The sequence below is a fragment of the Marinomonas aquimarina genome (assembly GCF_900089755.1).
In the GTDB taxonomy this organism is placed as follows: domain Bacteria; phylum Pseudomonadota; class Gammaproteobacteria; order Pseudomonadales; family Marinomonadaceae; genus Marinomonas; species Marinomonas aquimarina.
This window is the reverse complement of the sequence record NZ_FLOC01000002.1, coordinates 44,957-68,857: the sequence shown is the minus strand read 5'-3', so window position 1 is coordinate 68,857 and position 23,901 is coordinate 44,957. Positions and strand designations below refer to the sequence as shown.

The window sequence follows — 23,901 nt, the reverse complement described above, 5'->3', positions numbered from 1 at the left end:
ATCAAATGCTATGGTTTAGATCAACCATTGGTTCAATGCGGCAATGTCTGCTTCATCTAGATCACCCGTTAGCTGATCCAGTGTGATTTGCTGCAGGACAAAGTTGTAGCGTAGTTGTTCGTAAGTGTTCTTCGCGTCAAAGTAAGTCGACTGCGCATCCAACAATTCAACAATGTTACGGGTACCTACATCGTAGCCCGCTTGTGTGGCTTCTAAAGCACTTTCAGAAGAAACGATCACTTGTTTCTGAGCTTTCACCTGAGCTGCGAGGGTCTTCAATTGAAGGACCGCGCTACGAATGCTCAACTCAATATCTTGAATGGAGTTGGCGCGTGTTTCCACGGCGGCTTCGGCACTGGCTGTCGCCTGGCGTACTGAGGCGTTGATCGCACCACCACTGTAAAGCGGAATATTCACACCCAAGCCTATTGAAGAGGTGTTGGTCACCCCGTCAGAGCGAGACGAGGTTTCCACAGAGTAGTCGTTGTCCGTACGTGCCAAGGAACCTGTGACGGCCACGGTGGGGACACGACCGCTGGCTTTTTGAATGTTGATGTTGTTTTGCGCCGACTCAACGGACAGGTCCAGTACACGCACATTCTTGTTGGCAGTCATGGCGCGCTGGATTAGGTCGTTGGCATTCAGGTTAGGGTCCACTTCAATGGGAAAGTTTTCCGCCAAGCGTGGAATGTTCTCGATGCTGGTGCCAGTGCGTTGGTAAAGGGCTTCCAGAGCAATGGTCAGCTCTGCTTCGGCGTTCAGCTCTGTTACCAGAATCGAATCATAGGCCGCTTGTGCATCTTGTAGGTCGGTAATGGAAACCAAGCCCACTTCGTATTGCTTTTTCACTCGATCAAGTTGACCAGCGTAGCTTTTCACTTGTGAGCGCGTTGTATCTAGAGTGGCCTGAGCCGTTAATACAGCAAAGTAATCATTCAGGGTATCGTAAATCAGTTGCTCTTGGGCTTGTTCTAGTTCTACACCTGAGCTTTTGAAAGTCAGTTCAACCGCATCGACACCGTAATCTAGAGCCGGCGAGTAAATCGGGTAATCTAGGTTGAGGGCCAGCTGATTTTGCTTGTTGTTGAAGGATTCCCCGTTGTCAGGGTCGGTATTGGTATAACCCAAGTTACCACTGAAGCTAATGTTTGGGTACAGGTTGCCACGGGTCACTTCGACTTGCTCTTTGTCAGCGCGGTAAGAGGCATTGGCGGCTCTTAGGCTTGGATCGTGTGCTTTGGCTAAATCGTATACTTCACTTAAGGTTTCCGCTTGGGCTGCCGGCAGTGCCGCCGCCGCTGCAATAATCGATGCGATAATTTGCTTTTTCATAGGTTCCTTTTCTGCCTCGATATGAAATAAATTTATATTACCTGACGCTCCATACGCTGAATACCGTCAATTTCGTTATATCTTGTATGACTACTGACCATATCATACCCATTCAGAAAAACGTCCTGACCTATTGTGTAAATAAATTTGCTGGTGATCCAGAGGCCCGTTGCTGGCCTCTGGATCGGGAGGCAGTGAAGGAAGCTATTTAGTGTGCGTCAATTCTGCCGTATAGCGCACTTGGTAGGTTGTGTTTGGTGCAATCGTGCCTTGAAGGGCGACACTTTGGGCGTCAATTTGCTCCAAAGAGCGCAAAGACAGCTCGCGAATGGGGGCCTCTAAGCGATGGGTAATGGCGTAGTTTTGCGGCTGCTTAGAGAGGTTTTTAAGGGTCAACTCCCACGTTTGCGTGGTGCTTTGCTGCTTATGTGACTCGGTAATCAAGGTGATGTCACCGCTTAGGTCTAAGCTGCGGTTAAGCATCACTTCCACTTCCGCCCCTTCACGGGTGTCTTGTAAGGTCACTGGGTTACCTTTTAAGTAGTAAGGCTTCTTATGCCAAAGCGTTTGGTAGTGGCCTGGAATCAGATCCTTTGGGCTGTCAAAGCGAATTTGTTGCTGGAAGCTTAGTGGAAGCTTGCTAGAAGAAGGGTAGCTGTACACAGTGCTGACGTTGCTGCGGTTACTAATGCGACTGCTGGTTTTGCCTAAATCGACTAAGGTCTGGCTGGCGGCGGGCAATGCCAGCTGTTCCAACTCTAGGGTGATTTCACTGTGACTGTATTCCGTGGCTGGCGCGCTACGTTCCAATGACATGTCGCTGGCCATGGTGCTTTTCATCAACATCGGACGTGCCACATTTTGCTTCTGGTTGTAATGCAGTAACGCCGAGCTTAGGTCTACGTCTTGGGAAGAGTGGTTTTGGATGTTGGCCTGCTGTACCAGAGTGACATCTTGCTCATCGATAATCATGGTCAGCTCAGGTTGCCATAAAATATCGCTGGTTTGATAGGTAAGTAGCCCCTGATAATTTAACGCGGTGCGACTTTTAGACGCCGCTAAAGTGGGTATTAAATAAAAGTCGCTGATCGGGTAATTGCCGGCCACACGCTTAACGCTAAGCGTGAAGTAGCGATCATTGACCGCTTCTAAGGTGCCTTCTAGGGAAAGATCACGGCTTTTGTGCTCCACTCGGACCGGCTGGCCTAAGTGGTCACTCCAATGGCGGCGTTCACTGTTATAAAACTCGGGAAGCTGAAATGGCGTGTAGTTTTTGGCGATCGGAATGATCGAGCCTTCAATGGGCGTAAAGCTGAGTTCGGCGGCTTTACTCAAGTGTTCGGTGACTTGGCTGCCTTGGCGCTCAATGACGATGGCTTCGGGGGAGGCCAAGGTCGGCAAGGCGGTGAGCAGCAAGCCAGTGACGGTGGCACTGGTTAGAATTGTTTTTGTGTCCATAACGTTTCCTCCGTTGAACTTAACATACAAGGGCTAGCAAACTCCCCATTGCGTTTCAGAATAACGTAGAATGGCGACAGATATATAGGACACAAAGTGGAAGGTAGCAGTGCAGAACGGGCTTTTACTGATTGATAGCTTAAATTTGATAAGACGCTTACACGCGGCACTGGACAGTGAAACTGATGATGTAAGACGTATTGAACGCACGCAAAGCCTGTGTATCGATGCCTTGGCAAAACTTGTTCATCAGTTTGAACCCAAGTATATGGCCATTGTCTTTGATTCACCTGCTAAAACATGGCGCCATGAAATGTTTCCTGAGTACAAGCTGGGCCGTCCGCCGATGGACGACAGCTTGCTAGACGCGATGGCCAGCTTTGCCGAGGTGTTTCGTTTTAATGGCTGGCCTTGTCTTCGCCTACAGGGGTGGGAAGCGGATGATTTGATCGCGACCTTGGCTTATAAAGCCAGCCAGCATGACATTGCTTCGATGATAGTCTCGACCGATAAAGGCTATACTCAGCTGTTACAGTACCCGCATATTTTACAGTACGACTACTTTGCCAAGCTTGGCTATGACGCCTTCTGGGTGGAGCAAAAGTACGGCGTTAAGCCGCAACAATTGCCGGATTACTGGGCATTAGTCGGAGACACCACCAACCATATTCCTGGGGTGAAGGGCGTAGGCCCCAAGTCCTCTGTTGAGATTTTACAAGGCAAACAGTCTTTAGAAGACGTATTCGCCGATTTAACCGACTATCCCGCAAAATACCAAAAACTGTTGCAGGGGCAGCTCGAGCATTGCCAATTTGCTCGCGCCATGGTGACGCTTAAACTAGATGTCGAAATAGGAATTCGTCTTTCGCAACTGGAACGAAAGGGCAGTCACCATTGACGGGGCACTCTGTCAGGCTCAGTTGCGACCCGAGCAAATTCTTATTAGTTGCATGCAAACACAGAAAAGATCACGAATAGCCCTTACCGATACCTGCCAACAGGCATATAATATGCGCCATTATTCACCCGATTAATGAGATAGGATATGTCTGAGGTAAGAACTCGTATTGCGCCTTCTCCAACTGGCGACCCTCACGTTGGTACTGCATACATCGCACTGTTTAACATGGCTTTTGCTAAGAAAATGGGCGGCGAATTTATTCTACGTATCGAAGATACTGACCAAACACGCAGTACCCCTGAATCGGAGAAAATGATCCTTGATGCCCTACGTTGGTTGGGCTTGGATTGGGCCGAAGGTCCAGATGTGGGCGGCCCATATGGTCCCTACCGTCAGAGCGAACGTGGTGATATCTACAAAGATTACGCGCTAGAGCTCGTTGAAAAAGGCCACGCTTTTTATGCCTTTGAAACGCCTGAAGAGCTAGACCAAATGCGTGCCGAGCAGAAAGAGCAAGGCTTGCCGCAAAAATATGATGGCCGCGCACTTAAGCTAACCCAAGAAGAAGTGCAAGCGAAGCTAGAAGCAGGCGTACCGTACGTAATTCGTATGAAGGTGCCAGAAGAAGGCACTTGTGTGGTGCAAGACATGCTTCGTGGCACGATCGAGATCGATTGGGCGCAGATCGACCAGCAGGTTCTGCTAAAGGCAGACGGTCTACCAACGTACCACCTAGCGAACGTGGTGGACGATCACCTGATGAAGATCACCCATGTGATTCGTGGTGAGGAGTGGATCAACTCAGCGCCTAAACACATCTTGCTATACCAATACTTTGGTTGGGAAATGCCAACACTATGCCACATGCCTCTGTTGCGTAACCCAGACAAATCTAAGCTGTCTAAGCGTAAGAACCCGACGTCTATCCTGTACTACCAACGTATGGGCTTTTTGCCAGAAGCGGTAATCAACTACCTAGGCCGTATGGGCTGGTCTATGCCAGACGAGCGTGAAAAATTTGCGCTGTCTGAAATGATTGAACACTTCGATATTCAGCGTGTTTCGCTTGGCGGTCCAGTCTTTGATGTTGAGAAGCTTAAGTGGCTAAATGGCGTTTGGATTCGTGAAGATCTATCGGTGGCGGATTTCGCGCAGAAATTTGCCGAGTGGGGCTTAAACAGCGACTACGTGAACGCTATCCTGCCGTTGATCATTCCACGTATCGATACCTTCTCGGACGTGGCTGACGTGGCGGGCTTCTTCTTCAAAGGCCAGCTAGATGTAACAGCGGAATCATTCGCTGAGATCAAGATGGAACAAGAAACTCTACGTAAAGCATTGCAGTTTGCTCTGTGGAAACTCGAAGCACTGCGTGCTTGGGAAAAAGATAACATCTTTGCGGAAATGAAATCCCTTGCGCAAGCAATGGAAGTGAAACCAAAAGACTTCTTCGCCCCATTGTTCGTCGCGGTTGCGGGTACCACAGCGTCTGTGTCTGTGTTTGACTCGATGAGTATTCTGGGCCCAGATATGACTCGTGCACGCCTGCGTCATGCGGTAAACGTGGTTGGTGGCCCTTCTAAGAAAGAAGCCAAGCGCTGGGAAAAAGAGTTCGCTGAGCTTTAATTAGCCCGTCTTTTTCAGAGCATAAAAAAACCGGCCAAATGGCCGGTTTTTTTATGGTGAGTTGGCACTAAGCTGGAGTGGTGAACACGTTGGTTTTCTTCTCAAGGGCGGATACTTGATCATGGATATGACGGGTATTGCCTTCAATGCTACCAATGTCAGAGCTATCACGTTGCAGCTGCTGCGCGATGCGGTCCATTTCTTCGCTCATATGCACCGCGGTTTTCGCTACTTCTTGGATAGAGCGGGCCATGTCCACCGATGAAGCGGAACTGGTGCGTGCATTTTGCTCGATTTCGCGAATTGCCAGTTCAGCCTTTTCACTAAACTCTTCGATAGAGCGCAAGTTCTCTTGGCCGCTGTTCATGGTGGTAATCGCTGACTGCGTTGAGGTCTGAATGGTACCCACGATATCGGTGATTTTGGCGGTGGCGTCCACGGTTTTCTCCGCCAAGGAGCGAACTTCATCGGCCACCACAGAGAAGCCTCGACCGGCTTCACCCGCTCGGGCTGCCTCAATAGCGGCGTTCAACGCTAGCAGGTTGGTCTGGTTGGCCAAATCATTGATCATACCAATGACATTATCGATGTCTTTCGATAGCTGACCTAATTCGTTCAGCTGACGACCAGTTTGATTGACCACCTCGATGGTTTGACCAAGATTCGATAGGGCGCCTTTAATGGTATCGGCGCCGACACGTGCAGACTCATAAGTATTCTTAGACTGTTCACTCAGCTCTTCCGTAGTATGGGAGATACTGCTGATGGTAGTGGAAATCTGCTCAGTAGCTGCCGCTAGGGAGTTGGTTTGCTCACTTACGGAGCGGTTACTGTCAGCAATGTTGACCACCGCACTGTTCAATTGGCCGACCATATTGCTGACATCATTGGTGGTATACACTACATCGCCAATGACTGAGCCTAATCCAGTTGTCATCTCATTCACCGAGCCACAGAGGGAGTCGAATTCATCATTGCGTTTATGGTTGATCGATAAGCGTGCGGTTAGATCACCACCTTTCACCTTGCCCAGATCACGAATGATCTGACTTAGGGTTTGATTCACACTGCGACCGATGCCCAACATCATCAAACCGGCAATGACTGCCACAATCACACTGACCACAATCACACTGATGCTGGCTTGCTGAGATTGTGCTGCGGCTTGCTGACGTGCATTGGAAACGATTTGGCGTAGGCTTTGTTGGGCCTGGTCGGTACTTGAGTTGTATTCCGTGCGAATACGATCAAATTGGTTTTGCAAAGCCGTTAAGTTGCCAACCGTTTGGCCATACTCTTGCACCTTAGCGTAATAGGTTTTAATCACCTCACTGAAACGTTCTTCTAGACCGAAGTTAATCACGCGTTGGTAGAATTTTTCGTAGCGATCTTCAAACACTTGTTTGTTTTCAGCGGTTGGCTCGAACATAAAGTTCTTTTCGGCTTCACGAACCGGTAGGAATTCTTGTTTGACCAAGCTTAGGAAGGATACCTTTTCAACAACGTCTTCACCTAATAAGGTGATTTCACCTTTCATGCCCGAGTTGGCATTGAAGCCTAATGTTTGGTTTAAGCTCACTAAATCACTCAATGTGCCTGAGTATTGCTCTAATAAGCTTAAAATATTGGCAAGCATTGCTTCCGTTTCAGCATGATCGACGACATTGGCATCTTGCTGAATGATATTGGAAAAGTTTTCTTGGTTATTATTCAATGCTTCGATGAAGCCAGCGTAGCTTTGGTCATCGAGGTTATCGACTTTCTCGTACAATTCCATATTGGCAATGACTAAAGAAGACAGGTCGTTTTGAACTTTAGACATGACTTCAAAGCGTTCCGAGGCTGAGGTTTGGGCGCTCATCCCACTTAATGCAACAATGGTTACGATGATAAACCCTAATATACTACAGATCAGTAACGTTAAGAGTTTGGCCCTAAAGCTTAAATTAGCCAGCATGTTAATCCACCTATGATTATTTGTACTTATAGTTATTTGCAGCTTTAAATCTGCATTTTTGCCAATAGAGTATTTAACGTAATGTAACTTTTGTAAATAGCCGAATCATATTGGGGCGAATTGTTTTTTTATGTAACCGTATGGGCGCTCATCTCTTAAAAAGCATGGGGCTCAAAGTAAATGCGAGTTTGCTGCATGCCCAGCATTTCAATTTCTCCCAAGTAACGGCCTTCACCCGTCGCGGTAAAATAAAACCGATAGCGGCGGCGAACTTTTAGTTGTCCGTTGGCAAAAGTCGGACACCAAAAACTGCCATAGATGGAATCGTCGAGCATTTGTAGCTCCATCTTGGCGCACTGTTGTTTGACTCTTTTAAGAGTAAATTCACGGACTTTAAAATGCTGCCAGATCAACAGGACAAAAATAAAGACGACAAATATAAGGGTGGTATCAAGAAGTGTAAGGTTCATGCTGTTTGGTCATTAAAGTGATTCAGCAAGCTTACAAAAGGATGGAAAAAAAGAAAACACGCTTCCCCAAAAGCAGGAGAGAGAAAGGGGAAGCGCGTTTTATGCAGAAATTAACCTTTGGTTAATCACTATTTGCACGAATTTGGTCATTCGGGGCAGCGAATGAGTGGAAGCCAAACGAGTCGTGTGCAAAGTCGTGAGCCAGTCTATCTAACCTTAGGCGGCTGCCAGTGCCTGCTCTGCATAAAGCTGTATCACCCACTGTTCAACTCGTTGATCAGTCAGGTCAAATTGCTGGTCTTCATCGATGGCAAGGCCGATGAATTCCGATTTATCTTCATTAACGGCACGCGAGGCTTCAAAATCGTAGCCTTCTGTCGACCATTGGCCAACAAACGTAGCGCCAGTATTCACTAGTTTCTCGTGTAACCAGCCCATGGCATCGACGAAGTAATCACCGTAACCAAACTGGTCGCCCAGACCGTAAAGTGCAATGGTTTTGCCACTGAGGTCGAGCTCAGACAGGGCGTCACCAATGTCTTCCCAATCGCTCTGAATCCCGCCAAAGTCCCAAGTGGGGATGCCGAGAATCAAAAACTCGTAATCGAGCATGGTTTGGATGTCGCTGTCTTTAACATCGTGCAGCTCAACGCTGTCACCGAGCTCGGCAAACTGTTGCTGAATTTTTTGTCCAATCATTTCCGTGTTAGACGTGTCCGTGCCATAAAATAGGCCAATGGTGTTGCTCATAATATCCTCGATGTTACTGCATACTGCCAAGCTGGTGACTCATCACCCCAAAACGCTTAAGGCAGGCTTTTTCAATGTCTTGTTGGGTCCAGCCGGTGTCCGCGGTCAAGCGATTTACCAAAGACTGTCCTGTATGTGGCTGTGCCAGTGCACGTCGAAAGGCCACTTCAATTTGGTATTCTCCAATGCTCATGCCAGTGATCACACTGAAACCTAACTCGAGTGCGGTTTGTGTTAGGCCGACTTGTTTTGCCAACGCATCAGTGCTGTTAAATGGCTCTGCTTCCAGGGCGTTTTGACTGGCATAAAGCTTCTTCTGGCAGTCGTCGCATTGGCTAATGTGATGCTGGATTTGTACATGTTCAAGGGTCTGCAAGATGATGTTATAGATCTTGCCAACTATAGCCAGTTGCTTACTGTCGCGCTTCATTAAGAGACTGAATTCGTGATGCAGTGCGCTGGTCAACGTTAGGCTAAATGGGGTACCAGTGTCGTTACTCACTCGGCGTTTAAAGAAAGCTTGCACCTGTTGTGGATTTTCGCCCGTGATGGCCGCTAATTGGCTCCAGCTGATGTAAAGTTGGGTCCAGTTAAACTGCGCCTCTTGGGACACTTCCCAGTCTACTTGAGCCGCTTCGTACACCGGCAATACTTGAATCGGTGTGCTGTTCGCTACCTTATTGGCCGAGCCAGTGGTATTGAAGGTGATGTATACCCCTGCCTGCACTTGTTCTTGGATCGTAACCGGCTCGAATACATGCAGCTGTTGCTGAATAAGCTGAACCTCTGGCAATGGCTTTTGTACCTGCTGACGACCAGAGAGCCAGTAGGCGTAGCGTTGGTCGGTCATGCCGTCGGCTTCAAATAGCTGGCTTGCTTGTACGATCATGAGTAGTCATCCGTTCAATCCTGAGAATGATTACTATTTAAAAGCCTATGAGAATTAAATGCAAGTGCTTCTCATTTAAAAAGTGAAATTATTTTTAAATGAGATTAAGTCCGCGCAGAATGGTCACCCCAAGACTGGTGGTGAGGAGTGAGAAGAGGGTGGTTAAGACGATGATGTTCGCTGCCAATACCGCATTACCATTCATCGCTCGAGCCATGATGTAACCGGCTGATGCAGAGGGCGCAGAAGACATCAGGAATAGGATGCCCAGTTCAATGCCTCGAAATCCTAGTAAGTAGCCGCCCAAAGTCAGTACAAAGGGAATCACGACCAACTTACCCACTGTGGCGAATAGAGACGGTGCAATGTCTTGCTTCAGGGCTTGGAAACGCAATGATGCGCCGGCACATAAGAGCGCTAAGGGTAATGTCATACGGGCAAAGTAACTGCCTGCTTGGGTGATAATGTCAGGTAATTGAAGGTTAAGCTGGTTGGCGACCCAAGCGATAACAATGGCGATGATTAAGGGGTTTTTTGCAATCGATTTGAGGGAGTCAGCGATGCTCTTATTGGCGTTCATTGAGCGATTGATGGTAATCACCGCGAGCACGTTATAAAGCACCATAACGCCGCCTAAATACACCGAAGCGACCGCTAGGGCGTCATTGCCATAGGCGTTAACACAGTATGCTAGGCCGATAATGGCCATGTTGGAGCGAAATGCCCCTTGAATGACGATGCCTCGGTCACTTTTATTCTTGATCAGCTTTGCGGCAAGAAGTTCGAGGACAAAATAGGTGACAAGGGTGCCAAATAATGCGTACAGCATCAACGGCAGGTGGTTGCCTGGATCTGTGTTGCGTTGCGTCATATTGATGAAAATTAAGGCAGGCATGGCTACGTTGAAGATGACTTTCGAGGCAACTTCGACGAAGTTGTCGTTAATCATTCCAATCCTTTCCAATACCACACCAACGATGAGTACCAAAAAGATCGGGGCGGTAATGGAGAGCGAAAACTCCACTACGGCTAAAAAGTCGTCCATGAGAACTGCCTAATTTTCAAACAAGATAAAGCGTAACGATTAACCGAAATTAATCGTTATTTTCGAAGCGGTAACCGGCGCCGTAAACAGAGTGAATCACGTTTAACTCAGGTGCAACGACTGCGATTTTCTTACGTAGCTTCTTGATGTGACTATCGATAGTGCGGTCACTGACAACACGGCTATCGGTGTAGATGCTTTTCATGATCAAGTCACGACCAAATACTCGGCCTGGCTCTTTGATCAATAGTTGCAGCAACTGGAACTCTACCGTGGTTAGGTCGATCAGCTCGCCTTTGTAAGTCGCACGTAGACGATCCGCATCTAGATCGAAACCATCGGTCTTAGGTGCTTCTGTTTGGTCAAGTTCAACACGACGTAAGTTAGCTTTCACACGTGCAACGATCTCACGAGGGCTGAATGGTTTACATACGTAATCGTCAGCGCCCATTTCAAGACCGATTAGACGGTCAATTTCTTCAGCTTTTGCTGTCACCATAATGATTGGCATACCGCTAAACTGACGAACTTGTTTACATACTTCAACACCGTCTAGACCCGGAAGCATAAGGTCTAGCAGCATAAGATCTACTTGGTTATTTTTTAAATAATCAATTACCTGGTCACCACGATCAATATGGTGGTGTTCGTAACCAGCTTGTTCTAAATAAGCCGCCATCAACTCAGCTAATTTTGGTTCGTCTTCTACAATCAGTACTTTGCTCATAGTTATCGATTCCATATCAATTTAAAGGGAATTCTACACGTATTCCCAACCCACCAAATGGAGAGTGGTAAGCGGAAATAGAGCCTTGATGTCCATCGACAATATTCGTACAGATGGCAAGGCCAAGGCCACGCCCGCCAGTCGCACGGTTGCGTGAGTTTTCCACGCGGAAAAATTGCTCAAATATGTGTTCAATGTCTTCATCACTGACGCCTGGCGGCGTGTCTTCCAATAGCACTAGAGCATTCTTGCCGTCACGGGTTAGAGTGACCGTGAGTTTGCCGGGTGCATTGGTGTATTTCAGTGTGTTGTTCATTAGGTTGGCAAACAACTGATGTAAGCGGTCGTCGTCACCGGTAATGATAATTGGTACTTTTTTCTCAATTACAAGTTCTAATTCCAATCCCGCTTCATCGTAGGGTAGTTGCATCGAAGAAACGGTTTGCTCAAGGATATCATTGAGGTTGGCTTCTTCCATACGGTAGCTCAGGCTGCCCATATCATGCATGGATAGCTGGTTCAGGTCATCAATTAATCGCGCAATGTGCACCACTTCTTGTTGCAGCGAGGCGAGCGAGTTATCGTTGACCTTGATGATACCGTCTTGCATGGCCTCAATTTCACCACGCAAAATCGCCACCGGCGTACGTAATTCATGTGCGGTGTCTGCGACCCACTTTTTGCGGGCATCACGCATGCGCTCAAGGGTTGAGGCAAGGTTATTAAAATCGCGGCCTAAGTCCGCTAACTCGTCTGTGCCTTTGATTTTAATGCGCGTTTCGAACTCACCAGCTGCCAGTTGCTTAGTCGCCTGACGCACCGTGCAAATCGGGCGGCTGAGCCATTGTGCCAGCGGCCAAGTCAGCAAGGCGGCGATGGTCAGCATAAAGGCTGAAATCAACAGGAAGGCTTCCCCCTGTTGGCGCACAAAACGCAAGGTTTGGTCCTGTACCAGCGCCCGCATAGAGCGCAGCCCAACATACCCCACCAGTTTGTCATCCACCATGACGGCATGGGTTTCCGCTTCGTTGAATTTAATATCCCCAATCAAAGGCAACTTATCTTTGCTAAAGAGTAAGAAACGCTGACGGTAATATTGCGACGGATAAATAAGGTCTAAGTTTGGGGTACTTGGTGGTGGTATGAGGTCGCGGATGTTTTCCAGCTTGGCTTGTTGCCACTCTTTTTCAAGACGGCTTTCTTGCACTAAAAAATACCAATCATCGTAATAAATGTAGAGATTGGCAGTGCGGTTTGCCATTTGCTGCAAGAAATCACGATCCCGTTCGGTCGCATACGTGACAAAGCCGCGATCAAAACTCCATTGGAAAACTTGCCACATGGAGACAATCAACAAAATGTTACTCAAGACAAATACGAGGAACAATTTGTGACGAATTTGAAAACCTTTGGCGCCAATCATAATGCCCTGATCATCATCGTTTTAAGAGTCATAAAAATCTAACCTATCGTTTGATAATAGTATAATGTTAACCAGATGGTGACTATTCATTACCTTAGTAAATAATGAGGAGTAACTATTAATTCCCATCAGCTGATAGTGGTACCTTGGCGATTAACGCTAAGCCTTTTTGCTTCCGTTGGTGGCATTCTTTAAATACATTTTTATCGCATCGTGCACATTGCTGCATGTCCATATCACGCTCGATTTTCTCGATGGCAATCCCTTTACCAGGGTAAATGTGTGCTGCGCCGACTTTATCGAGGACGCCAAAACGTTTTAATAAATCAAGTTGCCATAAGTAACGCACCACCAAGTGGATTTGCGTGTGTGACTGACGACGTTGATCGACTAATTGTTTTAAGAAGTGCGCCCCTTGCATATCAATGGCCGATAAACCACGACACAAAATGACCCAATGGTCTTTGTGCGGCAGTTCCTGCTCAATGTTTTGGAATTGTTTGGCCATATAGTCTACGGAGCCAAAATACAAAGGTCCATCGAGACGAATAAAGTGAATTTGCGGACAGGTTTCCAAATCGAAATGCATGATGTTATGGAAATAGCGCCCTTCATTGGTATCCATCGGTGCCAAAATACGCACATTGGGTTTGGCGGTTTGATTTAAAAACAGCGCCAAGCTTAAACCAACACCCACCAAGATTCCGAATTCAAGGCTGATACCTATGGTGCTTAGTAATGTTACTAAGGCGATGCTGATTTCAGCGCGACTGGTTTTGGCGTAGTGCAGCAGTTCTTTAAACTCGATTAGGCGCCAGCCCACTAACATTATGATCCCGGCCATAGCGGGAATCGGCAAGTGTGAGAACAGGGGCGCAATCAAGCTTAAAATCAGTAGCAAAAAGACACTCGAGAAGATGATCGCCAGTGGCGTGCTGGCGCCGGCTTCGACATTGATACCGCTGCGGGTAAAGGAGCCTGAGCTCATATAATTAGAGAACAAGCTGCCGACCACATTGGACATGCCTTGGCCAATGAATTCGCGGTTGGTGTCGATTTCTTGATGGGTCTTTAAGGCAATGGCTTTTGAAATAGATGCTGCCTCAAGTAGGCCGATCAATGCCAGTACCACGGCCCCCGGGGCGAGCTCTCTCAAGGTATCCCCAGACAACTCAATCAGAGCAAAGGGGGGGATGGCTTCGCTCAATTCGCCGACTAATGGCACACCGTGAGTACCAGCTTGCATAAAGTAACCAAACACACTGCCTACGATCAGAGCTAATAGATAATGCGGCAGCTTCTTGGAGAGTTGCCGAATCACCATGGCCGAGACGATGGTGACGCCACAGATGGACAGCGAATACAGGTTGATCTGTGGACCAACATGGAGCAAGGCATTGATAAAGCTCAGCAGGTTCTCTGGTCGGGGCAAGTCAGCAGTTAAAGCATGCTGTACTTGGCTTAGCATGATTAAAAATGCAGCCCCGGTGATAAAGCCAACCATCACCGCATGGGAGACAAAGTTAGTCAGGTTGCCCAGTTTGGCGAGCCCCAGTGCCAGCTGAATCAGTCCCGCTAAAAAAGTGATCGCGAGAGCCGCCTGAATAAACTCTGCCGAGCCTGGTGCGTACAGGCCAGACAAGGAAGAGAACAGCAGGGCAGAGATAGCCGTGGCTGGGCCACACACCATATGCCATGAGGAGCCAAACAGTACGGCAATGATGGGCGCCACAATGGCGCTGTAAAAGCCATACTCTGCCGGTAAACCAGCAATGGCAGCAAAGGCGATCCCTTGGGGGATCGACATGGAGGCGCACGTAATTCCTGCAATAAAGTCTGCCTTTACCGTTGAGCTGTTGACAAAAGTAAGCCAAGGCAACCATTTATGCAGGGTTTGTGACATCGCGAATCTCCATTACTAATGTTGACGCTAAAAAAACATTTTTATTAAACGTTCGTTTAATAAAAGATATCATACCATGAACCATTCTCTAAGATCAGCTTTCATTGAAAGTTTCTTTGAGGGGCTATTGTAGAGGCTTGTTAGGACAAAATGGTGAACTAAACAAGGTAAATATGCTTGAAATAGAGCTAGGGGAGTTTCCTAAGGGGGCACTTAGCGTTAGAATTTCCGCTTTCTAAACGACTTAAAAGAGTAGGAATATCTAATGGGCAGAGCCTTTCAGAACCGAAAAGAGTCCATGGCGAAAACCTCGGATCAAAAAGCCAAGGTTTACAGTAAGTACGGACGTGAAATTTATGTATGTGCGAAATCAGGTGGTGTTGACCCTGCCGGAAACCTAGCACTGCGTAGCATGATCGAACGCGCTAAAAAGGACCAAGTACCAACGCACGTTATCGATAAAGCCCTCGACAAAGCCAAAGGTGGCGGCGGTGAAGACTTTGATACCGCACGTTACGAAGGTTTTGGCCCAGGCAACACAATGGTAATCGTTGACTGCCTGTCTGATAACCCAAACCGTACTTTCGGTGATGTTCGTACTTGTTTCAACAAAGTTAAGAGCAAAATCGGTACGCAAGGCAGCGTGTCGCACATGTTCGACCACTCTGCGATTTTCGTGTTCGCTTCAGAAGACGAAGATGCAGTGATGGAAGCTCTATTAGAAGCAGATGTTGATGTGTCTGATATTGAGTCAGAAGACGGCAAAGTATCTGTGTTCACACCAAACACGGAATACGGTAAAGCACGTCAAGCCATCATCGATGCGTTCGGTGAAGTGGACTTTGATGTGGATGAAATCCAATTCATCCCACAAATGACCACTGAAATTTCAGGTGAAGATGTTGAACAGTTCGAACGCTTCCTTGATCTATTAAACGACCTAGACGACGTGCAACGCGTTTACCACAACGCTGAATTCTAATCGTTCGTCGCGAAATCCCTCGTATTGGGTGATGCTGTGTCAGCATGGCCTGTGATGCGAGGGATTTTTTGTTTTAAGGGGCCTCATATGAATAACAAGCCAAGCCCACCAGAAGATTGGGAATGCTGTGAAAGTGGCTGTGAGCCATGCGTTTGGGATACTTACTACGAAGCATTACGAGACTGGAATGCTCAGCAAAAGGCCTTGTCTGACGCGACTCCTGAGTCGGATTCTAATAACGAGAATTAAGATGAAAAACACCAACCGAAAGAAAGCTTCCGCAAAGCAAAAGGCGGTACGTTCACCCTGTATCAATATCTGTGAGTTGAATGAAGAGAACGTTTGTGTAGGGTGTTACCGCACGGGGCAAGAAATCAGTCGTTGGGGGAAAATGACGCGAGAAGAGCAGCTGGCGGTCATGAAAAAAGTCCACCAGCGTGAAAGTGAAAACGGCTTGGTAAATTAATCTTGTGTTTCGCTGCTAGCCGCTTGGCCATTTTTTAAGGTGATCCACTGGGACATATACTGAGTGCTTTTCATCGAGTGATGGCGCACTAACTTGCCCAAGAAAAAGTTTTCCCGTAAGCGGCCTTTTAACTGCTGCTGAACCTTTAAGCGCGTGACCAGCTTTTCTTGCCATTGGTTTTTTTCATAGCGCTGCTGGATGATGGCGTGGCCATTTTTCTGCATCAGCTCAAAGCTGTTTTGGTCTTGATAAAGGCTAGCGGCAGCGTTCACAAACTCCTCCACCTCGTCACTCACAACCCCATTCCAAGGCATAGCACCATGCATGGCTTCGGCCCCGACTGAAGTGGTAATGCTCGGTGTGCCCACTTGCATAGCTTCCACTAGCTTGCCTTTGATGCCAGCACCGAAGCGAATCGGGCTGAGCATAATGCGCGCGTTTTCAATCACCTCAAAGGCATTGTCAGCCCAGCCTTTGATAAGGAAGCCTTCTTTTTCATTGTGCAGCTGAGTGGCTTTAGGGGGCGGGTAGGCGCCGTAAATATTGAGTTTGGCTTCAGGTAGCAGTTTGCGGATTTTGGGCCAATACACCTGCTTTAACTGCAGCACCGCATCCCAGTTAGGTGCGTGGCGGAAGTTACCGATGATGACAAAGTCTTGGCGCTCCTCGAACGGCTTGGCGCTCAGTGTATCGGTGTCCAACATGAAAGGCAGGTGCATTACATGGGTATCGGGCACATTAAACGAGTTTTGCAACAGCTCTGTTTCATATTCCGAGATCATCAGGGTCAGATCGCTCCGATAAATCGATGCAATTTCACGCACTCCTAGGTCGCTGTACATATCAGCTTGCGCAAAGGTACGGTTTTGTTTTACCGCTTGGTGTCGTGCATCACGCAAAGAATGTAGGTCTTCCGTGTTTAATACGCGCAGAGCTTCGGGAGCATACTTTTCCACACGCCAGCCAAATTGCTCTTCCATCATAAAACGATCAAATAGCACCATATCTGGTTGCAATGCCGCCACATACTCATTAAAGCTATCGCTATTGAGCTCGATGGCCGCTGTGCTCACGCCATATTGGGATAAATCTTCCATGTGTTCGCTGAGCTGGGCTGGGGAGGCAAACTCAACCTGCCAGTCTTGGGCGCGAAACGTTTTGATAAGTTGCATCATGCGGCTGCCGGCCGCAGAAGAGTTTGGCTCGGGCCAGACGTAACCAATAATTAAAATATTCATAGCAGGTGAGTGATTGATCTACAGAGAAATAAAGAAAAGGGACAAGTATTGCAGGGTATTGTATCATGGGCGCCAACTTTGTGTTGTTGCCCATCGATAGGACGCAGCAACATGCTATGGAAACATGACGTTGAGACTTAACTATGATCATTAAGCCGAAAATTCGTGGATTTATTTGTACGACAACTCACCCAACAGGTTGTGAGAAAAACGTTTTAGACCAGATTGCTAAAACGAAAGCTAACGGCGAAATCAAAAATGGCCCGAAAAAAGTATTGGTGATTGGTTCATCAAGCGGTTACGGCCTTTCTTCTCGTATCGCAGCGGCGTTTGGTTCAGGCGCAGCAACCATCGGTGTATTCTTTGAGAAGCCAGCGACTGAGAAGAAGCCTGGTACAGCGGGTTGGTACAATGCGGCGGCATTTGATAAAGCTGCCCACGAAGCAGGCCTTTACGCGAAAAGCATCAACGGCGACGCTTTCTCTAATGAAGCGCGCGACAAGGTGATTGAGCTGATCAAAGAAGACCTAGGTGAAATCGACCTAGTGGTTTACTCTCTGGCTTCTCCTGTTCGCAAAATGCCTGAGTCTGGTGAAGTGATTCGCTCAGTGCTAAAACCAATTGGCGAACCATACCGCTCAACAGCAATCGATACTAACCGCGATGTCATCATCGACGCTGAAATCGAACCAGCGACGCAGGAAGAAGTGGATCAGACTGTCACCGTTATGGGTGGTCAAGACTGGGAGCTATGGATGTCTGCGCTGTCTGAAGCCGGCGTGCTGGCGGAAGGTGCGCGTACCGTTGCTTACTCTTACATCGGTTCTGACATCACTTGGCCAATCTACTGGCACGGTGCCCTAGGTAAAGCGAAAGAAGACTTGGATCGCGCTTCACAAGCGATTAACTCTGAGCTGGCGAAACAAGGTGGCGGTGCCAACGTTGCGGTACTTAAGTCGGTTGTCACGCAAGCGTCTTCAGCGATCCCTGTTATGCCACTTTACCTATCTATGGTATTCAAAGTGATGCGTGAAAAAGGTCTGCACGAAGGTTGTATGGACCAAATTTACCGCATGTTTGCTGAGCGTTTGTACAACGACAATAACCCAGCGGAATTGGTCGATGACAGCAACCGTCTACGTCTCGACGACTGGGAATTACGTGAAGACGTACAGCAAGCTTGTCGTGATCTATGGCCACAAATTACTGACGCAAACCTATTTGCTGAAACAGACTACCAACTTTACAAAGATGAGTTCTTGAAACTGTTTGGTTTTGGTGTTGACGGTGTCGATTACGAAGCTGAAGTTGACCCTCAGGTTGAGTTCGACGTCATTACACTTTAAGACATTCGTTTACAGGACGATATAAAAGGAGACCATTGGTCTCCTTTTTTTTGTCTAAAGATTCTTCTATAGTGGTGGGAGTCTTAGGAGCACTTGAATGTTTTGGAATAAAATCACGACTGTTAGTTTACTGTCTCTCACCAGCGCCACGCTGTATGCGCAAACGATCCGCGTGGAACCTGTAGAGGTCATGTACGGCGATCAGATTTTTAGTGGTCAGCATCAAGTGGTGCTTAGTTCCCCTGAGGATGTCACCATTATTCCTGCGCAGCAGCCCAAGAATAGTATATTGGCTAACATGGTGGTGTCCGCCAATCCCAGTAAATTGTCTTACCTAGAAGAATCGGCGATCGCCAAGCGCGAGCAGGAAATCTACCGCGAGGTCAATCAGCGTACCAAGGATTCCCCGTTTACCGTGTTGTTCACTGGTCACATTCCAGAAGAAATCCAGCAAAAGCGTCTCAGTATGATGCCTGAAATTGGTATTTTTGGGGATCAGAAGGAAAAGCTCGAGGAAGATCAAGCTGAGCTTTATCCTGAAGAAAATGCATCACTGGATGAAGGGGAGTTTACGGAAGTTGTGCCAGGTAATCGTGTTCAACCTTCTGATGCTGCGCCTCAAGCGCCTGAGTCAGAACCGGTCAATCAGGCCGAACTCACCAATGAGCAGAAACTAGAACAGCTCATTGGTGGTTAGGGGCCGTTAGCCTATCGCTGGCGGCTACTCAATGTTCAAGGCCGTCCAGCTTTCAGAGTTATTCCAATCATTAGTGATCAAGAGGCGCGCCGCTTGGTTCTGCTCTACCTTCTCACGCATAAACTCCAAAAACTCGGCTTTGTTAAGTTGCTCTAACGCTGCCACCCATTGCTTGCGATCATTGGAGTTATGTTCTGGCGCCACAATGTGTGGCCACTCTTCCAAGGCTTCTTCTTTAAGGTTGGTAGGCTGTTTCATGTAAGCTGCCAACACCGCTTGACGTGCTTGTTCAAACTCTTGGTCGCTGACATCCTCATTACCCCACTTGGTGTCTTGGATAAAGCGCTCAATCTCATTGACCAGTACTTGTGTGCTGGTATTTGGCGATTGCACCAAGAACCCAATAGCGGGCGTCTTTTCAATCGTTTGATTGGTCACCGCCACGATGTAGCCATACTGTTTTTCAGTGCGGAATTCGTTATAGAACTTGGCCCCGAGTAGCTGGGCTAAGACACGAACATAGGCGCGCTGAGTGTAGGTGGCATCGTTATTGTCGGTGGCAATCAAGCTGTACAGTACGGTGCTGTCGCCACTGCGAGTATCGAAGTTGTACAGATAGTTTTTTTGCGAGCGGAAATTCTTTAGCTCCACATTACGGTAAGGGTGATTATGCAGGCATGAATCCACCTTGTCGTTCAGCTTTGCTGACAATTGCTGGGCATCGGCTTCGCTGAAATTGCCTGTCATGTAGCCGACGTACTGAAAGCGTTGTACATGTTGATCGATAAAAGCGTTCACATCTTCTAAGGTGATCTCAGCGATCAAACTCTGCAGTACTTCCACCGGTGCATTGCCTTTAATCGCCGTCTGGCTAAAGTAGTGTCGTGCTAACGCATAAGGCGGTTGGCTTTCAAGGTTGTTGAGGCCTTTTAAGACTTCCTGCTTGGCAATATCTAGGCGTTTGCTCGAGGCGCGGAAAGACATGATCTGTTCAACTAAGCCATAAAAGTAGTCGCTTTGCTTATCGTTGTAGCCGTTGGTGCGCAGCGTCAAACCGTTACTGTGGGCGTATAGCTGATAGCCAAGGCCAGCCATATAAGGTTGGTAGGTGCTTTCGCCAGCGGCGTCATTGAATAAGCGTGCCCAAAGTTGTAGCAACAAGCGATCGCGGTTATCTGGGTTCTTTAAGAAACCAAAGTAGCCAAAGATCATGCCGCTTGGCTTGTCGAATTGCGTGTTGGGTTTATACCAAAAATCAAAGCCTTTTTTCGAATCGATAATGCTTGGCTCAGCGTGTGTGCGCTGCTCAATTAAGGCAAGACTCTCTGGCATAAATGGGTTGGCATGAGGTAGGCCAAACTCAGATGACAGTGTGCTTTGTGCCACCAACTCGCGACTATCAAAGGCAATGTCCGCGTTGGCATATTGGCTATCGTAAAGTGGCTCATGGGACCAATCGATCTCGCCTTCAAGCCACTCCGATGGGAAGTGCTGATGGCTTAGCCATTGAATGATGAGGTTGTCATGTTGTAGGGCGCCTAACAGGTTACGGATGTCCTGTTTGCTGGCATGCTCTGCAATGTGAAAGCTGCGCATTAGTTGCTCGGCGGGGATGTCGAGCGCACGACTGGCTAGGATTTGTGACAATCTCACCGGCTGAATGTAATCATGGTACTCAAAGTTAAGCAGGCTTAGGGTTTGAGTTTCTGCTAGATACTGCTCGGAGATAGGTGTTTGCTGCAGGTTATCAATGGTTTTGAACAGTTGCTCAAGGACCTCTGTACGGTGTGCCACACCGTCTTCAGTAAGCGTCATAGAAATTGTGAAAAACGCCTGCTGACCATCGTCATGATTCGTGCCGGCATGTAGCGCCTGAACCCAGTGTTGCTGTTTTAGGTTGGCAAACAAAGAGTTCTCTGATTCATCACCTAAAACGTAGGATAAATAGCGTGCTGGCTGAGTGGCATAGTTCTGCAGTTGGCTTGGAATTCGAAAAGAGAACTTAACGACATTCTGCTCGGTGTTCGTTTTGAATACCTGTACCGCGCCGCCTTGATCAATCATAGGGGCGAACAGTTCTTGTTCGACACTAGGGCGTGCGGGTACCGCAGCAAAGTAATCGCGGGCGTATTCGGCCAAGGTCGCTAAAGGCTGATTCGCAACCAAGGTGAGTGCCATGTTCTCTGGCGTGTAATAACGGTGATAAAAGCCAAGCAACATGTCCTGTAGTTGCTCCGCAGGAACATTGCCAAGGGTGTCCTGGTTGCCCACGGTAAAGCGGCTAGCAGGGTGCTTGTCTGAGTAGAGTGTTTTAAAGGCTTCGTTACTGCGACGGCCTTCGTCATCCAGTTTGGCACGGTATTCGGAATCGACCACACTGATTTCGCGCTCGATGTATTGTGGATCAAGCGTAGGCGCAATAAAGAATTGTGCGAAGCGGTCCAGTGCCTCTAGGTACGACGCCGGCAGGGTGTCGAAATAGTAATTGGTAATCTGGGTGCTGGTGTAAGCATTGTGTGAGCCGCCACTTTGGCGAATAAACTCTTGATAAGCGCCTGCCTCAGGGTACTTTTCAGTGCCCAAAAATAGCATGTGCTCAAGCAGGTGGGCTAGGCCAAGATGTTGTTCAGGATCGTGGTAGCTGCCTGCTTTGATAGCCAAAGATGCTGCCGAGCGCTCCGCCATGGGGTCCGAGACCAGAATAACGGTGAGTCCGTTCTCCAGTGTCAGGTGTGCGTAATCGTGTTGGTCAGATTGACCTTTGCCTGAGATAAGTTTCATGGGAGTAGCTACAGCTGGGATGCTAACGAACATGGTGCAAATTAATACAATTTGCGCCATCAGTGGGGTGCGAAAAGTTGGTCGAAATTTAATCATGGGCACAGATTAGCCTGTTCCCATGATTCAGTGCAAGCCCTTTACCTATTTGATTTGTGCATCAAGTGACTGACCATTCACTTTTTCACTGTCATCGCCCATCAGGTAGAGGTACAGAGGCATAATCTGTTCTGGGGTTTTCAGTGTGTTAGGGTCTTCGGCAGGATAGGCGTGGGCACGCATATTGGTTCGCGTTGCGCCAGGGTTAATGGCGTTGACACGAATGTTGGAAATGTTTTCCAGTTCATCTGCCAGCAGCTGCATCATAGCCTCAGTGGCAAATTTAGAGACGGCGTAGGCGCCCCAGTAGGCTTTGGCTTTTCGGCCAACACTGGAGCTGGTGAAGATAATCGAGGCCTTTGGCGCCTTTTGCAGTAACGGGATTAAGGCTTGGTTAAGCAAGAAGGCGGCGGTCACGTTGACGCGCATGACTTGCTCAAAGGTACTGGGTTCAAAGTTCGCTAATGGGGTGCGATCACCCAGTTGGCTAGCGTTGTGTAAAATGCCATCTAGGCGGCCAAATTCCGTTTCTATGGTATTGGCCAGCTCGATGTAATCGTGCTCAACGGCCGTATCTAAGTTTAGCGGCACAATCGCGGCTTGGGGGTAGCCCAAGTTCTCGATTTGGTCGTAGACCTCTTCCAGTTTCTTGGTGGTGCGTCCCAGTAAAATCACGGTAGCACCACAAGCGGCGTAACTTAATGCCGCTTGTTTGCCAATGCCGTCTCCGGCTCCAGTGACTAGGATAACTTTGTCCTTTAATAGATCGCTCGGCGCTTGGTAATCCAGCATCGTTGACCTCCTAGTTTTGTGTCGGCTTTTGCGTGTGCATCAGGTAGTTCACAGACACATCACGGTCATTCAGTTTGTAGACCTTAGTAAGTGGATTATAGGTCATGCCGGTCATGTGCGTGACATCAAGGCCCGCTTGGCGAGCAAAGTTGCTAAGCTCTGCCGGTTGAATGAACTTGGCGTAATCATGCGTACCTTTAGGTAGCATCTTGAGTACGTATTCGGCACCTACAATGGCAAACAGGTAGGCCTTGGGGTTGCGGTTGATGGTGGAGAAGAAAACGTGACCGCCTGGCTTACAAAGTTTCATGCAGGCTTTGATGACAGATGCTGGATCTGGCACGTGCTCAAGCATTTCAAGGCAGGTAACCACATCGTATTGCTCGGCTTCACGTTCGGCGATCTCTTCGGCGGTGATGCGCTCGTAATCAATTTCAAGGCCGCTTTCTTCTAAGTGAAGTTTGGCGACTGCAAGTGGCGCTTCGCCCATGTCGATGCCTTTGACGGTTGCGCCCATTTGCGCCAACGCTTCCGATAAAATACCGCCGCCGCAGCCTACATCAATGGCTTTTTTGCCGTCTAGAGAGGCGCGTTCGTTGATGTAATTTGCTCGAAGTGGGTTGATGTCGTGAAGAGGTTTGAACTCACTGTTTTTGTCCCACCAGCGGCTTGCTAGCGCTTCAAATTTAGCAACTTCATCTAAATCTACGTTGGTGGTGTTGTGTTGGTTTGAGGTCATCTCTTATTCCTATTGTATCGTGGCTACTGCATTAACGATTAGGTCAATTCCTATTATTCGAGCGATCGCCGCTATGTGGATCAGTGCATTATAGCGTTTCTGTGGGTGGCGACAAACTGGGAACTGCATTGGTGTGTCGCTTTTTGGTGAAATTTGATCCGCACCAAGAGGTTGGCGGTTTTTTGTACAGGTGGTTTGGCGCCTGCTGCTAGAAAATAAAAGCGTGATAGATGATGGGTGTTCGCGATTTGCTTGTGTTATAATGCCGCGCTTACAAAAAGAT

21 protein-coding genes are annotated in these 23,901 nt (G+C 48.0%); 7 read left to right on the top strand and 14 right to left on the bottom strand.

Translation table 11 applies throughout. From position 1 onward, the window contains the following. Positions 1–15 precede the first annotated feature (15 nt). Together MAQ5080_RS02345 and MAQ5080_RS02340 are read right to left on the bottom strand one after the other, a co-directional pair. On the bottom strand, positions 16–1,332 hold the full coding sequence (locus MAQ5080_RS02345; RefSeq protein WP_067205393.1) for a TolC family outer membrane protein: 1,317 nt from the start codon (positions 1,330–1,332) through the stop codon (positions 16–18). Positions 1,333–1,536: 204 nt separating this feature from the next. Next, the gene (locus MAQ5080_RS02340; protein WP_067205396.1) at positions 1,537–2,790 is read right to left on the bottom strand and encodes a hypothetical protein; all 1,254 of its coding nucleotides are present in this window, start codon (positions 2,788–2,790) and stop codon (positions 1,537–1,539) included. 109 nt (positions 2,791–2,899) lie between these two features. Here MAQ5080_RS02340 and xni point away from each other — a divergent pair, with 109 nt between their 5' ends. Both xni and gltX read left to right on the top strand, forming a co-directional pair. Then, a complete protein-coding gene (xni, locus tag MAQ5080_RS02335; RefSeq protein WP_067205399.1) occupies positions 2,900–3,688 on the top strand; it encodes a flap endonuclease Xni in 789 nt (262 codons plus the stop codon). 147 nt (positions 3,689–3,835) lie between these two features. After that, positions 3,836–5,317, top strand: a complete 1,482-nt coding sequence (gene gltX, locus MAQ5080_RS02330; protein WP_067205402.1) for a glutamate--tRNA ligase — start codon at positions 3,836–3,838, stop codon at positions 5,315–5,317. A 67-nt stretch (positions 5,318–5,384) separates the two neighbouring features. Here gltX and MAQ5080_RS02325 read toward each other — a convergent pair whose 3' ends face one another. From MAQ5080_RS02325 to MAQ5080_RS02290, 8 genes are all read right to left on the bottom strand, one after another. Then, positions 5,385–7,274, bottom strand: a complete 1,890-nt coding sequence (locus tag MAQ5080_RS02325) for a methyl-accepting chemotaxis protein (RefSeq protein ID WP_067205405.1) — start codon at positions 7,272–7,274, stop codon at positions 5,385–5,387. Positions 7,275–7,429: 155 nt separating this feature from the next. Then, positions 7,430–7,744 carry a DUF3301 domain-containing protein gene (locus MAQ5080_RS02320; RefSeq protein ID WP_067205408.1) on the bottom strand — a complete coding sequence of 105 codons (315 nt, stop codon included), beginning with the start codon at positions 7,742–7,744 and terminating at the stop codon, positions 7,430–7,432. Between the two features lie 216 nt (positions 7,745–7,960). Continuing rightward, entirely contained in the window at positions 7,961–8,494 is a 534-nt protein-coding gene (gene fldB / locus MAQ5080_RS02315; RefSeq protein WP_067205411.1) for a flavodoxin FldB, read from the bottom strand. Positions 8,495–8,507: 13 nt separating this feature from the next. Beyond that, the gene (locus MAQ5080_RS02310) at positions 8,508–9,383 is read right to left on the bottom strand and encodes a hypothetical protein (RefSeq protein ID WP_067205413.1); all 876 of its coding nucleotides are present in this window, start codon (positions 9,381–9,383) and stop codon (positions 8,508–8,510) included. A 94-nt stretch (positions 9,384–9,477) separates the two neighbouring features. Next, positions 9,478–10,428, bottom strand: coding sequence for an AEC family transporter (locus MAQ5080_RS02305; protein WP_067205416.1), 951 nt, complete (start codon positions 10,426–10,428; stop codon positions 9,478–9,480). 49 nt (positions 10,429–10,477) lie between these two features. Then, on the bottom strand, positions 10,478–11,155 hold the full coding sequence (locus MAQ5080_RS02300) for a response regulator (RefSeq protein ID WP_067205418.1): 678 nt from the start codon (positions 11,153–11,155) through the stop codon (positions 10,478–10,480). A gap of 16 nt (positions 11,156–11,171) precedes the next feature. Next, entirely contained in the window at positions 11,172–12,578 is a 1,407-nt protein-coding gene (locus MAQ5080_RS02295) for an ATP-binding protein (RefSeq protein WP_067205421.1), read from the bottom strand. Between the two features lie 118 nt (positions 12,579–12,696). Beyond that, complete coding sequence (locus MAQ5080_RS02290; RefSeq protein WP_067205423.1) at positions 12,697–14,481, bottom strand: SulP family inorganic anion transporter; 1,785 nt, start codon at positions 14,479–14,481, stop codon at positions 12,697–12,699. A gap of 265 nt (positions 14,482–14,746) precedes the next feature. On the opposite strand from MAQ5080_RS02290, the gene MAQ5080_RS02285 reads away from it, so the two are divergent. The 3 genes from MAQ5080_RS02285 to MAQ5080_RS02275 are packed head-to-tail and all read left to right on the top strand — an operon-like array spanning position 14,747 to position 15,929. Then, entirely contained in the window at positions 14,747–15,463 is a 717-nt protein-coding gene (locus MAQ5080_RS02285) for a YebC/PmpR family DNA-binding transcriptional regulator (RefSeq protein ID WP_067205426.1), read from the top strand. A gap of 54 nt (positions 15,464–15,517) precedes the next feature. Further along, positions 15,518–15,712 (top strand): oxidoreductase-like domain-containing protein, encoded by a 195-nt coding sequence (locus MAQ5080_RS02280; protein WP_067205600.1) that lies wholly within the window; start codon positions 15,518–15,520, stop codon positions 15,710–15,712. Between the two features lies 1 nt (position 15,713). Next, positions 15,714–15,929 (top strand): DUF1289 domain-containing protein, encoded by a 216-nt coding sequence (locus MAQ5080_RS02275; protein ID WP_067205429.1) that lies wholly within the window; start codon positions 15,714–15,716, stop codon positions 15,927–15,929. Here the strand turns inward: MAQ5080_RS02275 and MAQ5080_RS02270 are convergent. Continuing rightward, positions 15,926–17,167, bottom strand: coding sequence for a glycosyltransferase family 4 protein (locus tag MAQ5080_RS02270; protein WP_067205432.1), 1,242 nt, complete (start codon positions 17,165–17,167; stop codon positions 15,926–15,928). The genes MAQ5080_RS02275 and MAQ5080_RS02270 overlap by 4 nt on opposite strands. A gap of 143 nt (positions 17,168–17,310) precedes the next feature. Here MAQ5080_RS02270 and fabV point away from each other — a divergent pair, with 143 nt between their 5' ends. Both fabV and MAQ5080_RS02260 read left to right on the top strand, forming a co-directional pair. Further along, on the top strand, positions 17,311–18,513 hold the full coding sequence (fabV, locus tag MAQ5080_RS02265) for an enoyl-ACP reductase FabV (RefSeq protein ID WP_067205435.1): 1,203 nt from the start codon (positions 17,311–17,313) through the stop codon (positions 18,511–18,513). Between the two features lie 97 nt (positions 18,514–18,610). Further along, on the top strand, positions 18,611–19,210 hold the full coding sequence (locus MAQ5080_RS02260; protein ID WP_067205438.1) for a hypothetical protein: 600 nt from the start codon (positions 18,611–18,613) through the stop codon (positions 19,208–19,210). 24 nt (positions 19,211–19,234) lie between these two features. On the opposite strand, the gene MAQ5080_RS02255 is transcribed toward MAQ5080_RS02260, so the two are convergent. From MAQ5080_RS02255 to ubiG, 3 genes are all read right to left on the bottom strand, one after another. Further along, on the bottom strand, positions 19,235–21,991 hold the full coding sequence (locus tag MAQ5080_RS02255; RefSeq protein ID WP_197464547.1) for an insulinase family protein: 2,757 nt from the start codon (positions 21,989–21,991) through the stop codon (positions 19,235–19,237). A 141-nt stretch (positions 21,992–22,132) separates the two neighbouring features. Next, positions 22,133–22,879 (bottom strand): YciK family oxidoreductase, encoded by a 747-nt coding sequence (locus MAQ5080_RS02250; protein ID WP_067205443.1) that lies wholly within the window; start codon positions 22,877–22,879, stop codon positions 22,133–22,135. Between the two features lie 10 nt (positions 22,880–22,889). Then, positions 22,890–23,618 carry a bifunctional 2-polyprenyl-6-hydroxyphenol methylase/3-demethylubiquinol 3-O-methyltransferase UbiG gene (gene ubiG / locus MAQ5080_RS02245; protein ID WP_067205446.1) on the bottom strand — a complete coding sequence of 243 codons (729 nt, stop codon included), beginning with the start codon at positions 23,616–23,618 and terminating at the stop codon, positions 22,890–22,892. Positions 23,619–23,901: the final 283 nt, after the last annotated feature.

Coding starts and splice junctions, on each gene's coding strand:
- MAQ5080_RS02345 (WP_067205393.1), bottom strand. CDS start 1,332: ATGAAAAAGCAAATTATCGCATCGATTATTGCAGCGGCGGCGGCACTG.
- MAQ5080_RS02340 (WP_067205396.1), bottom strand. CDS start 2,790: ATGGACACAAAAACAATTCTAACCAGTGCCACCGTCACTGGCTTGCTG.
- gltX (WP_067205402.1), top strand. CDS start 3,836: ATGTCTGAGGTAAGAACTCGTATTGCGCCTTCTCCAACTGGCGACCCT.
- MAQ5080_RS02325 (WP_067205405.1), bottom strand. CDS start 7,274: ATGCTGGCTAATTTAAGCTTTAGGGCCAAACTCTTAACGTTACTGATC.
- MAQ5080_RS02320 (WP_067205408.1), bottom strand. CDS start 7,744: ATGAACCTTACACTTCTTGATACCACCCTTATATTTGTCGTCTTTATT.
- fldB (WP_067205411.1), bottom strand. CDS start 8,494: ATGAGCAACACCATTGGCCTATTTTATGGCACGGACACGTCTAACACG.
- MAQ5080_RS02310 (WP_067205413.1), bottom strand. CDS start 9,383: ATGATCGTACAAGCAAGCCAGCTATTTGAAGCCGACGGCATGACCGAC.
- MAQ5080_RS02305 (WP_067205416.1), bottom strand. CDS start 10,428: ATGGACGACTTTTTAGCCGTAGTGGAGTTTTCGCTCTCCATTACCGCC.
- MAQ5080_RS02300 (WP_067205418.1), bottom strand. CDS start 11,155: ATGAGCAAAGTACTGATTGTAGAAGACGAACCAAAATTAGCTGAGTTG.
- MAQ5080_RS02295 (WP_067205421.1), bottom strand. CDS start 12,578: ATGATTGGCGCCAAAGGTTTTCAAATTCGTCACAAATTGTTCCTCGTA.
- MAQ5080_RS02290 (WP_067205423.1), bottom strand. CDS start 14,481: ATGTCACAAACCCTGCATAAATGGTTGCCTTGGCTTACTTTTGTCAAC.
- MAQ5080_RS02285 (WP_067205426.1), top strand. CDS start 14,747: ATGGGCAGAGCCTTTCAGAACCGAAAAGAGTCCATGGCGAAAACCTCG.
- MAQ5080_RS02280 (WP_067205600.1), top strand. CDS start 15,518: ATGCGAGGGATTTTTTGTTTTAAGGGGCCTCATATGAATAACAAGCCA.
- MAQ5080_RS02275 (WP_067205429.1), top strand. CDS start 15,714: ATGAAAAACACCAACCGAAAGAAAGCTTCCGCAAAGCAAAAGGCGGTA.
- MAQ5080_RS02270 (WP_067205432.1), bottom strand. CDS start 17,167: ATGAATATTTTAATTATTGGTTACGTCTGGCCCGAGCCAAACTCTTCT.
- fabV (WP_067205435.1), top strand. CDS start 17,311: ATGATCATTAAGCCGAAAATTCGTGGATTTATTTGTACGACAACTCAC.
- MAQ5080_RS02260 (WP_067205438.1), top strand. CDS start 18,611: ATGTTTTGGAATAAAATCACGACTGTTAGTTTACTGTCTCTCACCAGC.
- MAQ5080_RS02255 (WP_197464547.1), bottom strand. CDS start 21,991: ATGAAACTTATCTCAGGCAAAGGTCAATCTGACCAACACGATTACGCA.
- MAQ5080_RS02250 (WP_067205443.1), bottom strand. CDS start 22,879: ATGCTGGATTACCAAGCGCCGAGCGATCTATTAAAGGACAAAGTTATC.
- ubiG (WP_067205446.1), bottom strand. CDS start 23,618: ATGACCTCAAACCAACACAACACCACCAACGTAGATTTAGATGAAGTT.